Here is a 15,280-nt window from a genome sequence, read left to right as displayed (position 1 = left end):
CTAAAAATTACGTGCAAAAGCTCCAATTGCGGTCGTAGTAGATTTTTGTTGCCTATGTATCAAGGAATTATCCGGCTTTTTAAATTACTGTTTTTAACACTGGTATCCTCGGCTTACGTACACGCGCAAAGTGCTTTCGTTCCGCTAAACGACGACTATTATCATCTCATTGATCGTCTGGAAATCAAAAGAGGTAAATTTTCCGAAGGTTTTCATTTCAACGCCAAGCCTTTTGAGCGTAAAGCGGTAGTTGCGTTAACCGACTCCATATTAAAAGAAGGCACCGTTGACCTGACCGACCGCGACTGGGAAACGATCGATTATCTGCGCGAGGACAGCTGGGAATGGACCAAGGGAATGATTTCCACCGATTCGGCCAAATATAACAAGCTGGCGCGGCTGGGCTGGTTTAAATCACCGCCTCCGGGGCAGAAACGCAAGTTTTTCCATCACCCTGCCGATCTGTACAGCATCCACAACAAAGATTTCGACCTGCATTTCAATTTTACTACTACCAATTTCATCGGAAAAGACAACAGCTACGACACCACGTCGCATCAGACGCTCTGGTTTACCGGCCGTGGGGTCGAGATCAGGGGGATGATCAATGAAAAGCTGGGCTTTTATACCTTCGTATCCGATAATCAGGGTCGCTTTCCGCGCTATGTAAGTGCCTTTGCGCCGAAATACAGCTTCCCGGGTGAGGGGCTCGCGAAAGCAACCCGCAACCACGGCAACGACTTCCTTTCGGCACGCGGTTATATTACTTTCCGCCCGCTGAAAGCGATTAATGTGAAATTCGGGCACGATTACAACACTTTCGGCAGTGGTTACCGCTCGCTGATCCTTTCCGACAACAGCAGTCCTTATTTATTTTTAAGATTAGATACCCAGCTCGGCCGGTTCCATTATACCAACCTCTGGACCAGCATGATCGACGGCGCCGAGGATGGTTTCTCTGAATTTTTAAGAAAAAAGAAATTCGCGGCGATCCACCATTTGAGTGTTAACCTAACCGACAAAATCAATTTCGGGGTATTTGAAGCCGAAGTTTTCAACCGCGATTCCGTGGGCGGCGGCTACGACCTCAATTACCTCAACCCCATTATCTTCTATCGTTATGTAGAATCCTACATCGGTAGTCAGGACAATGCATTGCTCGGCTTCGACTTCCGCTGGCTTGTGGGCAAAACCGCCTCCATTTACAGCCAGTTTGTTCTCGACGAGTTTTTGACCAAATACCTCTTCAATGGCAGCGGCTCGTGGACCAACAAATACAGCTTCCAGCTCGGTGCCAAATATGTGGACGCATTTGGCATACCTAATCTCGACTTGCAGGCAGAATACAACGTCGTACGCCCCTACACGTACTCGCACAAGGACGGAGGGCGCAACTACATGCATTACGGGCAAGCGCTCGCACACCCGCTGGGGGCTAATTTCCGGGAGTATCTGGGAATTTTACGCTATAAAGTCACGCCGAGGCTCTCAATTTACGGCACGGTAATGTCGGCCATGCAGGGTAAAGATCCATCTGACAAGCCTTTGATGAACTACGGAGGCGATATTTCAAAAAGTTACGAAACCCGTCATGTAGGTCGGGACGGGCAAAGCGAAGAAAACCAGAAAATCGGCCAGGGCATTAAAGCGACAACCTTATTTACCGATTTGCGCTTGTCGTATTCTCTGGCTCACAATCTGTTCCTCGATGGCCGCTACCTGATGCGAAAAGTGACCTCACAGGACGCGAAGGTCGCCACCAACTCCAATATCTTTTCGATTGCCATCCGCTATAATATGGCCTACCGGCAACAAACCTACTGACTTTAATTTCTACCAAAATGGAAACTGACCCCCACGAACTCCGGAATCTTCTCAGGCTTGCATTGCTGGAAGATATCGGTGACGGAGACCATTCATCCCTCGCCAGCGTACCCGAAAATGCCACCAAACGTGCGAAGCTGCTGGTGAAACAGGACGGCGTGCTCGCCGGTGTGGAAGTGGCGCAGATTATCTTCGATGAAACCGCAAAATATTACGGTTACCCCCTTCCGAAAATTGATGTGTTACTTTTTGACGGTTCCGTCGTATCAACAGGAGACATTGTTTTTACGGTAGAAGGAAACGCCCGCCTGATCCTGAAAGCCGAACGACTGGTGCTCAACATTATGCAGCGCATGAGCGGTATCGCCACCTATGCGCGGCAAATGTCGGATTTGATCAAGGATTTGCCTGTAAAACTGCTCGATACCCGCAAAACAACCCCGAATTTCAGGCTATTTGAAAAAATGGCGGTGAAAATCGGTGGCGCGGTAAACCACCGGATGGGTCTTTACGACATGATCATGTTGAAAGACAACCATGTGGATTACGCCGGCGGCATCGAAGCGGCGATTACCGGGGCTAACAAGTACCTGAAAGAAACCGGCCGGAAGTTGAAAATCGAGATCGAAACGCGGAACCTTGCCGAAGTGGACGAGGTGCTGCGTGTCGGCCAGGTCGACATTATTATGCTTGATAACTTCTCGCTGGACGACCTGCGGGAAGCGGTGAAGCGGATCGGCGGGCGATACGAAACAGAGGCATCCGGCAACATTACCGAAAAAACATTACGCGCAGTGGCCGAAACCGGTGTGGATGGGATTTCCAGCGGTGCGCTCACGCATCAGGCGCGAAGTCTGGATTTAAGTCTGAAAGCCTTTTAACCTTTTCATTCATATCAAAAGCGTATGCTGAGATCGATGAAAACCACATACGCTTTTGATCTTCAAGGGTTTCCTACCGGCTATTCCCTATGGGCAGCCGCATTGCTTGGCATTTGCATTCCCTTCCTGGCCTTTGCCCAGGAGCCGCCACGGCCTGAGATCGACATCAACCAGTTCATCGCCGAACTCTTCCCTGTCCCGCCGGACGACTCCGAAGACCTTTACGAGGCGCTTTTGCAGCTCTACGCCAGTCCGCTCGATCTCAACACCGCCACACCGGACGATCTTGCCGCCACATTTATTTTAAGCGAAGAACAGCTCCGCTCCTTTTTCGACTACCGTGCAAAAACGGGTGCATTGCTCTCGCTTTACGAATTACAGGCTGTTCCAGGGTTTGACATTTACACGATTCGGAGATTACTACCCTTTATAACAATTAGTACCAAAGCAGTTTCCATTCAAGATGCATTGAAAAATCCTGGTCAGCATTTCCTGATGGTTCGTTCGGGTAGATTGATGGAGCGGCAAAAGGGTTTCGCACCGCTGGACTCAAACTCTAATGCGACTACACGCTATCAGGGGCCTCCTTTCAACGGCTACATCCGCTACCGCAATGCACGGAGCGGCGCGTATAGTTTTGGAATTACATTGGAAAAAGATGCTGGCGAAGAAATATGGCACTGGAATGCACGCAGGCAGATTTTGGGCATCGATTACACTTCCTTTCATGCACAAATCCTCAACCGGGGAAGGCTTAAAAGTCTGATTATCGGCGATTTTCAAATGCAAGCCGGGCAAGGAATGATCACCGGCGCAGGATTTTCACTGGGAAAGGGTTCGGAGGTGATCCGAACCGCTTATAGGAGCACAACCGGCCTTAAACCTTATACCTCGGCCACCGAAGCCAACTTTTTCCGGGGCATTGCAGCTACGTGGCGTATTATCCCACGCACCGATCTGACCATTTTAATCTCCAAAACCAAACGCGACGCCACCCAGGAGGCGGACAGCATTCATTCCAGCATTACGACTTCGCTACCGATTACAGGCTACCACCGCACGCCTTCGGAAATTGAGAAACACAATGTGCTTCGCGAGCAGATTGCAGGTTTGCATCTGCTGCATAGACTGGCTTCGCAAAAGGGCCAGGTTGGGTTGACAATGCTCCATACCGGTTATGATTCTTTTATCCAAAAGCGTGATCTGCCTTATAACCGGTATGAATTTTCGGGCAGGCAGAACCTGATTGCCGGCCTGCATGGCGACTACCGTTGGCAAAACATCCGTTTCTTCGCCGAAACCGCCATTTCCAAAAGCGGCGGCACCGGCGCAATCGGCGGCCTCATTGCAAGCGTTGGCAGGAAAGTCGATGTATCGGTAATGGCCCGGCATTATGCCCGCCACTTTCACACATTTTACGGCAATCCTATCGGCGAAGGTACGCGGCCTATTAATGAGCGCGGCGCCTATGCCGGAATGCGTTGGTCGCCTTCCCGGAAGTGGCAATGGAGCGCCTATTTCGATTATTTCCGGTTCCCGTGGCTGAAATACCAGGTCGATAAACCTTCCCGCGGATTCGATTATTTCCTGCATTTACTCTGGAAACCTTCGAAGCGGCTGAGTGCCTATGGGCTGTTTCATGAGAAGCATAAGCAGGTTAATGATCCTGCGGCAGAAGTCGTTAATCCATCGCTGATCCGATCCATTAAACGGACAGCTATGTTCAATATCGATTACGAAATTCCGCTCCGGTGCGCATTCCGGACGCGGCTGCAATATGGCGGGCTGAAAAACGGGCATTCCAAAGGCTCAAACGGCTTTACGATCGTACAGGACGTGTCCTGGCATTTGAAAAAAGTTGAAATCAGCGGTCGGCTGGCGTTTTTCAAAACCGATGACTACGACAGCCGGCAATATGTGTATGAGAAAGATATGCTCTACGCATTCTCGATCCCGGCCTATTACGACACCGGTACCCGGCATTATTTAATGCTGCGCTATACCATTGCAAAACAGCTTAAAATATGGCTCAGATGGTCGCAAACACGGTATTCAGACATTGAAAAGATCAGTTCAGGACTCAACGAAATTAACGGTAACAAGCGAAGCGAGGCCAAAGTACAGGTGATGTATCAGTTTTGAAGCCGTATTTTTGCTGCGCGAAAGGAAATTCTTTTGAAGTAAATACCATTAATCAGTACATCATGTCCATTAACAAACTTGAAGCATTAAAGAAATATTTCGGATACGACTCCTTTCGCCCTCAGCAATCCGAAATCATCGACACCATCATGGCTAACCGCGATTGCATGGTGCTTATGCCTACGGGCGGTGGCAAATCAGTCTGTTTTCAAATACCGGCTGTGCTCCGTGAAGGGCTTACCGTTGTAATCTCCCCGCTGATCGCCCTGATGAAGGACCAGGTTGAGGCATTGCGTGGAAATGGCATTACTGCGGCATTCCTCAACTCCACTATTTCGGGCACCGAACAGGACCAGATCATGTGGCAAATCAAGCTCGGGGAGTTGAAACTGCTCTATATCGCGCCGGAAAGGCTCTTTGCAGGAAATACCTTCGATTTGCTGCGGGAATGGAACGTGAGCCTGTTCGCCATCGACGAATCACACTGTATTTCGTCCTGGGGCCACGATTTCCGGCCAGAATACCGCCAGCTGAACCTTCTAAAAGTCCGCTTCCCCGACGTGCCGATTGTAGCCCTCACCGCCACTGCCGACCGCGTCACTCGCCGCGATATCCTCAAACAACTCAATATCGAGCACGCCGAAACCTTCATTTCCAGCTTCGACAGGCCAAATCTGAGCCTGAATGTATTACCCGGAAGAAAGCGAATCGAACAAATTCAGCGCTTCATCAACCGGCACGAAGGCCAGCCCGGTATTATTTATTGCCTCAGCCGAAAAGGTACTGAAACGGTGGCAGCCAGCTTGCAAAAGGCAGGCTTTCGCGTTGCGTACTACCACGCGGGCATGACAGGCGACAAGCGCTCGCAAGTGCAGGAGAATTTCTTGAGAGACGATATTCAAATCATCGTCGCAACGATCGCATTTGGAATGGGGATCGACAAATCGAATGTCCGCTGGGTAATCCACTATAACCTGCCATCCAATGTCGAGAGCTTTTACCAGGAAATCGGGCGGGCGGGCCGTGATGGAGCGAGCGCGGATACCGTGCTATTTTACAGCTACATGGACATTATCACCCGGCAGGATATGATCAACAATTCCGATCAATCGGCTGAGCAAAAAGAATTGCTACACGCAAAACTGAACCGGATGAAGCAATACGCCGAAGCCGATATTTGCCGCCGGCGCATTCTTTTGAGCTATTTCAACGAGCCGGTGGATCACGACTGCGGCAACTGCGACGTATGCCGCAACCCACGTACCCGCTTCGACGCCACCATTATCGCCCAAAAAGCACTATCAGGCATTGCCCGCACCGAACAAAAGGTTGCCATGGGTATGCTCATCGACATTCTCCGCGGCAGCCGCAACCGGAATATCCTGCAACACGGCTACGAAAGGCTTCCTACTTTCGGTGTCGGGCATGAGCTGCGCGGCGACGAATGGTCGGAATACCTGGGGCAAATGCTGAACTCCGGCGTCATGGACATTGCTTACGACGAGGCGCATTCTTTTAAACTGAATCCTGTAAGCTGGCAGGTCTTGAAAGGCGAGCGGCAAATAGAACTCGTAAAATTTATCCCGCTCGCCGAACGGAAGGCGAAAGAGGAAGAATTGTTAAAAAAGGAAAAACCGAAACAGGAAATCATCCGCGACGCCCTTTTCGAACGCCTCCGCCAGCTCCGCAAGCAGCTTGCCGATACACTGGGCGTCCCGCCATATGTCGTATTTAGCGACGCTTCGCTTTCGGAAATGGCCCAGAAAAAGCCGATTTCCGAAGCGCAAATGAAGGCTATTTCAGGTGTAGGTGCCGAAAAATTCCGTCGATACGGCGAAGCATTCATCAACGAAATCCTCGATTTCGCCCGGGAGAACAATGCGCCTGGCACCCGTGTGATGAAAGGAATGACTTTCGTAGAAACTTTCGATCTTTACAAGGAAGGCTACTCCATTAAAGCGATCGCCGAAAAGCGGAATTTAAACCCCGTAACGATCATTTCGCATTTGGTGAAGCTAAAAGAAGACGGCCAAGGTGTCGACTTAAAATCACTCATTGAACCCGAGGCCTACAAAACCATCATCGCCGCCGCCGAAGAAATTCACGTCGGAAAAAATGATCCATTGAAGCCGCTATTCGAACTACTGGACGAGCGATACGATTACGGGCAAATCCGGCTGGCGCTTGCGATTTGGGAAGAGGAACGGCAAAACTAGCAGCACGTGCTTATATTTACGTTTTCAAATACTTAACCAATAATATGTCAAGACAAAATATACTCTCAGGATCTCCCTGGGAAGACAAAATGGGGTATTGCCGGGCAGTACGGATCGGAAATATCATTGAAGTGGCCGGGACGGTGGCTATCGTGGACGGCGAAAAAGTGAAGGCCGATGATGCTTATGCGCAAACCAACAATATCATCGAACGCATTGAGAAAGTGTTGCAAGATGCGGGCGCAAGCCTCGCAGATGTGGTTCGCACACGAATTTTCACAACGGATATTACCCTTTTTGAAGACATCGCCCGCGCACATGGCGCATATTTTGGGGAGATTAAGCCCACCACAGGGATTTATGAAATCAGCAAACTGGTGTCGGCCGACTACCTTGTTGAGATCGAATTCACCGCAATAGTACAGTGATATATCGAAATATTTAAAAAAAGCCTGTTTCCCGGTGAAAACAGGCTTTTTTTGTCACCATTTGAAACTGTGATTCCAACCTTCTGGCGCAATATTTGCTCTTTGTGAAAGTGTTGTCTGATTTAGAACCCTAAACAATAGGCATCTCTTAACATGAAAAATGGAATTACACTTCTAATTGCCTCAGTTTTACTGGTACTGTGCGTAATGCAAAAAGAAGCCCGGTATGGAACGGCCCAGCACGACAGTGTAGAAAAAATGTACAATTCTTCGCCAATAGCGCCAAAAGATGGCGGCACTTCGGCTCCTGAATATGCAGACCAATTGCTAACCGATTCACAGACATTTGAATTCGCGTCTGCCGACTCGTTGAAATCAGAGACTACCGCCCGACTGGCCAATCAAAGATTATTGCACATTTCGGCGAGTACCAAGCTGCTAAATTACTGAACCAAGCCGATTCAGTAATTTAGCTTTCTCATGGTTTAACTGAAGAGCCCCATAATATCTTCCTGGCTCAATTTCTTGATAAAGCCGGATTCGCCGCCCACCAAATCTTCTGCCAAGTCCTGCTTACGTTGCTGCAACAGCAGAATTTTCTCTTCAATCGTATCCTTACAAATCATTTTATACGCAAACACCTTGCGCGTTTGCCCGATGCGGTGCGTACGGTCGATCGCCTGGCGCTCCACGGCGGGGTTCCACCACGGATCTACGAGGTACACGTAATCCGCTTCGGTGAGGTTAAGCCCTACGCCGCCCGCTTTGAGGCTCATGAGGAACACGCGGCAGGTAGAGTCGTTCTGGAAGCGGTTCACGCGACCGGCCCGGTCTACGGTCTGGCCGTCGAGGTATTCGTAAGGAATATTCATTTTTTCCAAATGCTTGCGGATCAGATCCAGCATGCCCAGGAATTGGCTGAATATCAATATTTTGTGATTCGATGCATTCTCCTCGATCTCGCGGGTAATCTCTTCCAGCTTCGCCGATTCGTTCCCGAAATCTTCATCGCCAGATAGTATAGATGGCGAATCGCAAATCTGGCGAAGTTTCAACAATGCTTCCAGGATAAGGAAACTGCTTTTGTTAAGACCTTCTGTTGCGAGTTTTTCGGCGATTTCCTGGCGATACCGTTCGCGGAAGGTGTCGTAAACTTTCCGTTGCTTGTTCCCCATTTCGCAGAACAGAATGGTTTCTGTTTTGTCCGGCAAATCGGTTGCCACTTCCTCTTTCGTGCGTTTCAACATGAATGGGTAGACCAATTTACGCAGCTCAGCCGCCTTTTCCTTATCCTGGTACTTGTCGATAGGCGTTGCATATTCCGTCCGGAAGAAATCGGCGTGACCGAGCATTCCCGGGTTCAGGAATTCGAATTGCGAGTACAGGTCAAATGTATTGTTTTCCACCGGTGTACCCGTCATGGTCAGGCGGTTGCGTGCGCGCAGCAGGCGTGAGGCCTTGGACGTGAGCGAATCGGGGTTTTTAATGGCTTGCGCTTCATCGAGAATGATATAGTTGAAATCAAACTCGCGCAGCAGCTCCACGTCGCTGCGCATGGTACCATAGGTGGTGAGAATAATGTCGTATTCCCGGAAAAACTCGATGTCTTTCCTTCTCGCCATGCCCCGGTGAACGTACAATTTCAGGTCAGGCGTGAATTTTGCTGCTTCCGCTTGCCAGTTGAATATCAGCGTAGTAGGAACTACGACAAGGTTCGTATATTCCGGATTCAGGTTTTTCTGATTTTGCAGAAAAGTCAGCATTTGCAGGGTTTTCCCCAAACCCATATCATCCGCCAAACAGCCACCCCACTGGAATTCGTCGAGGAAATGTAGCCATTTATACCCCTCTTCCTGGTACTGGCGAAGCGTGGCCTCGATATTCTGCGGAAGCGGTACGGATGGGATTTGTTTAAAATTGAGCAGCTTCTGCTTCTTCTCCCAGAGCTCCCGGAAGACGTCCTCATTGTCTACCTCCGAAACAAGTTCGTCGATGAGCGAGAAATGTATTTTCGATAAATGGATCTGATCGTCGTTCACCCGGCCGAACTGCATGAGCGGTTCCAGTTTGGCGATCCATTCGTCGGGCAACACGCCCAGCGAGCCGTCTTGCAACTGAATATAGTTCTGCTTTTTGAGCAGTGCCTTCTTCGCATCGGCCAGCGAAACCGTCTGGTCGCCGAAACTGATCTCGATCTTCATATCGAACCAATCAATTCCCGACGAAGTATGTACTTTTACCGTCCCGCGATTGGGATTGAACTTCATTTTTTTCAGATCCTTGAACCCGAAAATCTCGTAATGCTTTTTCTTGGCCGCATCCACGAAATTGAACAGCCAGCCATCTTTCATGACCTGCTCGAAAGGCACATAAAAGAACGGTTGACCGGTTTGATGCTCAAAGCTCGGGTGCAATGCCTTCGTCCAGTCCCAAATCGCATTTTCAGCCTGAACGTCACGTTCCAGCATGGTGATCTGGTTGTTGTCGAAGCTGGTTCGCGTACGGCGCTGATCGTGCAGTAGTTCCAGTTCTTCCTCCTTACCGTTTTGTTCAAGGTAAACATAGGAGGGCACTATGAGCAGGTTTGCCTCGTCTTCTTTCAAGTAAAACTTCGGCTTCTGAAATACCAGCGGCGAAGTTTGTATTTTGTGGCGGGTCTGGAAAATCACATCGAATTTCTCGGAAACGGGAATGATCCAGTCTTTCAGGAAATCGTCACCAAAATCTTTCTTAACCCGTATTTTAAATCCATTCTGGCTAAGGTAAGCGACCATTTCGGCCTCGCTGATCCCCGCCCAGCGGAATAGAGTCTTTTCGTTATAAAGTCCCAGCCAGAAGCTGTCGAGCGTCACCACTTTCTGCAATTCAAGTGGGGTGCCCGGCTTAATTTCTACGTAAGGATTTAATGTAATAAACTCCTTATCCTCCGTGAGCACAAAAAACAGTTTTACGGGCTCGCGGTGCAGTTCGAGCTGGGTAAGCTGATGGTTGCTGGTCACATAGTCGCCATCGGCAAGGAAAAGGCGGTCGCCATCCAGGTCGTTGAAGACGCGGGTAAGCTGCTTACCGACGTAATTGCGCGCTTCGTAGCGCTGGTCGGCTTCTACATCATCGAAATGCAGGTAGGCATTGTACGCCCAGCCTTGTTTACGGATGAATTTCTGCAAACCCTCCTCCCAATGTTTCGCCATGCGCACGAGGCGCGCGTCCGACTCAGTGAGTACCGGAATTTCATCTGCACTATAATAGTGGCTCGAACCTCCGGCAATGTTGCGGATGTTCGTTACCTTTTCGGATTTGGAACTGAATTTGACCGAAAAAACCCCGAAACCGATGTCCAGCAGGTGATTTTTCCCCTTTGGCCAAAACACAAAAATGGAAACACGGTCCTCGTCGTCCTGACCATTGTCGGTGAGCGTCACCGCAAACGACGACTCCTGTACCGGCAATATGCGCTCGCGAAGCGATTGCCAATCCTGGTAAGCGCCAACTTTCTGAATCGCAGGATCGAGCTTGATCAAATGCAACCCGCCGTCCTCATCGAGCCGGAATTCGAATTTATCTTTAAACTGATCTTCCAGGGAATAACCGTATTCAGCGAGCAGATTGCTTTTCTCGACCGTGAGGTCGCGCATTACTTCGAATGCCTTTTCGCCTAATTCTTCACGGAGTTTGAGCAATGCGGCAAGTTTGTGTTCGCAGAGCGGTACCCAGAGTTTCTGATTACAAGTGCAGGAAGTCTGTACCTGGCGGGTGCCTTTCACGCGCCGGAAAGTGGTCAGGTACTCCTGCCCTTTGTCGGTCACCTGGCATTCCGCCTCGCCTTCTTTGGCCGAAACAATCTCCACCGGGCCCACGTTTTCGCGATTTTGCCAGGTTTCGTCGAGTACCATGCTGCGCAATTGCATTTCACGGATCTCTTGGAGCTCGATCACCGTGTTGCCCATTTCGTGGACAACCTGCTTGATCGTCGGCATCTTGTCGAGAATGTACAAAATACTGGCCACGCGGTGTTTGCACAGCCCGGCTTTGTCGGGGCACGAACATTCGGTGGTTATCTGCGGTGTGAGAAAGTCGCGGATGAATATCTGGTAGTACTGGATAGAATAGTCGCTTTTGACCTTGAACTCAGCATTACCGGGGCCATTATAATCGAGTTTGGAAACTTTTAAGCCGCCACTGCTATAAATGGAACGCCCTCTTGACAATACATCCCTGTCCGCCCGTCTTAGTAAGAAGTTGGATAATTTCTCCTTCTTTTCGTTTTCCATTTACCCTGCTGCCTATTAAAAACGCAAAAGTACGGTATGTTTCTGTCTTATAGAAACGAACGAAGAAGTATTGCCCGGCAACTAGCCGGTTTATGAGCGCACGTAGGGCTGGTCGATCACGCCGATATGCCCGGAATGGAGTGATTCATTGCAGAATGCGGCGATCTGCGGACCGACATTGGGATACAAATGCCTCGAACCTAGCGATGCCACCGGCAGCCATACAATTTCCAATGCCGTAGTGTGCAGCGGATTGAGCGCCGGCGTGCCCTTTGTTATATTTGCGTTAAATACCATGTGTAGTGTCTCTTTCCGCACTTCCTGCCAGATTACCTCTCCGCAAGAGACCATTTTGCCCACTGCAACCTCCACGCCCAGCTCTTCCATCAGCTCCCGCGCGAGCGCGTCCGCGAGCGATTCGCCCGGATCGGGATTACCGCCGGGCAATGCGAATACTTCCTTTTCGCCATACTGGTAGCGCAGGGTGAGGATCTTGTCGTTGTCGAGAATGATAGCGGATGGACGGACGTTCATAACGGTACGGGTGTGCTGGATGTGTTTGGTCAGATGTGGTCAGAAGGTTGTCAGGTGTGGTCAGGAATGGTCATTTGTGGTCAAGTATTGTCAGGTGTGGTCAGAAATGGTTAGGAGTTGTTAAGTATTGAAATGATTGTTTCTCAATAAACAAACTTCCCGTGAAAAATAACACCCCCTGACAACAAATGACTAAACTTGACTACTCCTTGACATTTCTGACTATACCTGGCCACAAATGACAACCTCCTGACTATTCCTGACCACACTTGACTACATATGACTACTCCTGACCGGTACCTGACGTCGCCCTACCGCACGCGCGTCAATCTCGCAGCACCATTTTTTCGATCAGGAGCATGAAAATGTGGATAATCTTAATGTGGATTTCCTGAATGCGGTCGGCGTAGCCGAAATGGGGCACGCGGATCTCGACATCGGCCGCGCCCGCGAGCTTGCCACCGTCTTTGCCGGACAGGATGATGATCTTCATTCCTTTCGCCTTCGCGGCTTCGGTAGCCCGGATGATATTCGCCGAATTTCCGCTTGTACTCAGGCCCAGCAGTACGTCGCCAGGCTGGCCTAATGCCTCAATATATCTTGAAAACACATATTCATACCCGAAATCATTGCTGACGCAGCTTAAATGGCTCACATCGGAGATCGCGATGGCTGGTAATGCGCGGCGGTTGTCGCGATAGCGGCCGGTAAGCTCCTCGGCGAAATGCATGGCATCGCAATGCGAACCGCCGTTGCCGCACGAAAGGATTTTACCGTTATGAATAATCGCATCGGCCATCAGGCCTGCTGCCTTTTCGATCTTTTCGATTTGCTCGGGGTCGCTCAGGAAGTTGTCTAGAACGACTTGTGCTTCTTTCAGTTCCTGGCTAATAATGCTTTGGTAATTCATGTTGGTATTAATGCTAATGAATGTCAGAGTTTAATGGCTTTGAGTATATGCGCCTTTCGGCCGGGGCCCTTGTGCCGCTCCACCTGAAAACCGGCAGCGGCTAATGCCCTTTTAACGATTCCTTTGGATGAATATGTCACTAATACGCCACCGGGTTTGGTTTGGGCCGCTATTTTGGTAAAAATTTCTTCCGTCCAGAGTTCAGGCTGTGCCTGGGGATCGAATGCGTCGTAAAAAATGACGTCAAAAAACCGGTCCGGGGTGAAATCCTGTAAGGTGGTTATTTCTTTCCTCAGGTTAAAAAAGGGAGAAATGGCCACTTCCCTGCCCCACGGCGCCTGGTGCAGCTGCATAAAGCCATTTTCACCAGTGGCTTCCTCGTAGTTGAGCTGCGATGCTTCCAGCAACGAAACGGGATATGCCTCCACGGAAGTGTAGAAAACCTGCTTTTGAAGCTGATCAGCCAGTTTCCAGGCGAGAAACGCATTAAGTCCCGTACCGAAACCCATTTCAAAAACAGAAACCGGCCCGTTTTCAAGGGCCGGCCTTAAACCAAGGTTGATATAAATGTGCACCGATTCATTCAGGGCACCTTGCAAGGAATGGTATTGCTGATTGAACTGCGCGCTGAACAATGAATGCGAGCCGTCTTCCGTGATAATGAAGCGTTCCAAATGGCCGGGTATTAGTTTGGCCAAAAGTACTAAATCATTCTGCGCAGTGTGATCTGGGTAAAGAAAATATCGCCTTTGCGTTTCACGAGCAGGTCTATGTTTTTACCATCGCCGCGCTGCATCAGCTTGTATACTTCACTCACATTCAGTTCGGAAGCGGAATGGTCGTCGATAAACAGAAGCTGATCTCCCTCCATCAAGCCTGCACGCGCCGCGGGAGAGTCAGCCACGATGTGATTGACGATGTAATCGCGTAAATCCCTTCCTTCTGCGCGGATCTCCATGCCGCTCATATCGTGCTCGAATTTCTCGCGCAGGCGGCTTCTGATCGGTTTGAGCACCATGTAGCGCTCGCCATAGTTGAATGTGACCTTGAAACGGCGGAGCAACTCGCAACCAATGTTCCCCTGCCGCTCGGCTCCGGCCCGGATTTTCGAGCCGAATGCGATGCTGTCTGGGAACGAGGCTACGACATTATTGAGCTCAAACCGGCCCAGCTTCATTTTATCGACCCGGCCCAGGTTTCCATTGATAACGCCGTTCAGCCCGCGGCCTAATTGTGCGCGGATCACTTTTTCCGGCAAGCGGAATGTTTCCTTAGGCGTGTTGTTGAGCAGCAATGCATGTCCGGCGCCGGTATCAATCAGCACGCGGATCGGATGCTCGCGCCCATCGGCGAAAAGCGTCACGGCATCGGTAAATGGCTTGGTATCCTCGATAATGAGCGGGTGTTTGTCACCTTTGCTGGTTTTGTACTTGTATCTGTCCGGCCGCATCAGCAATATTTCCTTTTTGGCGAAATCGATGGTCACGACGAAGTTGTTGAAGATCTCATACCCGAAAATCCCGTGTACCGGCACACCCACGTACTCGGATAACCGCAGGAAATCCTGTTCCAGAATTACAATATTCTGGTGGTTGGCCCTGAGCCTGCCCATCGAAAACCGGTTGTCTATTGCCACGTGCGCCGAAATAGATTCGCCTTCACCCGCGCCGGTGAGGTTAACTTTACGTGTTAAACGCAGCTTGTCGGCTTTGAGGATGTTGGGGTCCGTAATGATAATCGAACTAACTCCCGTGTCGAGGATAAAACGCAGCGAATCATTGTCGTTGATCTTCGCGTAGAGCAATATCAGGTTGGAATGCAGCTCGAACGGGATGCGTGCTGTTTTATGGTTTTTATCCAAAAAGTAACCATACTTCTCCTCTGATACAGGGGGTACGTCGCTGGAATGGCCGAATGTCAGGGTGTGAGTTAAAAGTATGATCGCTGCTATAAACCACTTAGACGTTTTCATCGTGGCCTCCTTTCTTTATGATGGCTAATGTTCTAATCCCGGGGTGACATATTTCAACACGTTGACTATAAATGACTTGAAACTCTATTTATATTCTTCGGT

At 49.9% G+C, this 15,280-nt stretch carries 11 protein-coding genes; 6 read left to right on the top strand and 5 right to left on the bottom strand.

The genetic code is table 11. The features are described from left to right. The first annotated feature begins 54 nt into the window (after positions 1-54). The 6 genes from ACQ4MZ_RS27665 (at position 55) to ACQ4MZ_RS27640 (ending at position 7,941) form a co-directional block, all read left to right on the top strand. The gene (locus ACQ4MZ_RS27665) at positions 55-1,824 is read left to right on the top strand and encodes a capsule assembly Wzi family protein (protein WP_430850698.1); all 1,770 of its coding nucleotides are present in this window, start codon (positions 55-57) and stop codon (positions 1,822-1,824) included. Positions 1,825-1,841: 17 nt separating this feature from the next. After that, entirely contained in the window at positions 1,842-2,705 is an 864-nt protein-coding gene (gene nadC / locus ACQ4MZ_RS27660) for a carboxylating nicotinate-nucleotide diphosphorylase (protein WP_430850696.1), read from the top strand. A gap of 36 nt (positions 2,706-2,741) precedes the next feature. Next, complete coding sequence (locus ACQ4MZ_RS27655; protein WP_430850694.1) at positions 2,742-4,847, top strand: ComEA family DNA-binding protein; 2,106 nt, start codon at positions 2,742-2,744, stop codon at positions 4,845-4,847. 62 nt (positions 4,848-4,909) lie between these two features. Then, entirely contained in the window at positions 4,910-7,063 is a 2,154-nt protein-coding gene (recQ, locus tag ACQ4MZ_RS27650) for a DNA helicase RecQ (RefSeq protein ID WP_430850692.1), read from the top strand. Between the two features lie 44 nt (positions 7,064-7,107). Further along, positions 7,108-7,491, top strand: a complete 384-nt coding sequence (locus ACQ4MZ_RS27645; protein ID WP_430850690.1) for a RidA family protein — start codon at positions 7,108-7,110, stop codon at positions 7,489-7,491. 207 nt (positions 7,492-7,698) lie between these two features. Further along, entirely contained in the window at positions 7,699-7,941 is a 243-nt protein-coding gene (locus ACQ4MZ_RS27640; RefSeq protein WP_430850688.1) for a hypothetical protein, read from the top strand. 35 nt (positions 7,942-7,976) lie between these two features. Here the strand turns inward: ACQ4MZ_RS27640 and ACQ4MZ_RS27635 are convergent, their stop codons facing one another. From ACQ4MZ_RS27635 to ACQ4MZ_RS27615, 5 genes are all read right to left on the bottom strand, one after another. Further along, positions 7,977-11,762 carry an SNF2-related protein gene (locus ACQ4MZ_RS27635; protein ID WP_430850686.1) on the bottom strand — a complete coding sequence of 1,262 codons (3,786 nt, stop codon included), beginning with the start codon at positions 11,760-11,762 and terminating at the stop codon, positions 7,977-7,979. A 90-nt stretch (positions 11,763-11,852) separates the two neighbouring features. Then, positions 11,853-12,296: an NUDIX domain-containing protein gene (locus tag ACQ4MZ_RS27630; RefSeq protein ID WP_430850684.1), complete on the bottom strand. Its 444-nt coding sequence runs from the start codon at positions 12,294-12,296 to the stop codon at positions 11,853-11,855. Positions 12,297-12,621: 325 nt separating this feature from the next. Further along, positions 12,622-13,206, bottom strand: coding sequence for a D-sedoheptulose 7-phosphate isomerase (gene lpcA, locus ACQ4MZ_RS27625; protein WP_430850682.1), 585 nt, complete (start codon positions 13,204-13,206; stop codon positions 12,622-12,624). A gap of 23 nt (positions 13,207-13,229) precedes the next feature. After that, entirely contained in the window at positions 13,230-13,880 is a 651-nt protein-coding gene (gene mnmD / locus ACQ4MZ_RS27620) for a tRNA (5-methylaminomethyl-2-thiouridine)(34)-methyltransferase MnmD (RefSeq protein ID WP_430850680.1), read from the bottom strand. Positions 13,881-13,909: 29 nt separating this feature from the next. Further along, positions 13,910-15,178: an aspartyl protease family protein gene (locus ACQ4MZ_RS27615; protein ID WP_430850678.1), complete on the bottom strand. Its 1,269-nt coding sequence runs from the start codon at positions 15,176-15,178 to the stop codon at positions 13,910-13,912. Between the last annotated feature and the right edge of the window lie 102 nt (positions 15,179-15,280).

It is taken from the genome of Dyadobacter sp. BHUBP1, from assembly GCF_050587785.1.
Lineage (GTDB): Bacteria > Bacteroidota > Bacteroidia > Cytophagales > Spirosomataceae > Dyadobacter.
This window is presented reverse-complemented; position numbering and strand designations above follow the sequence as displayed.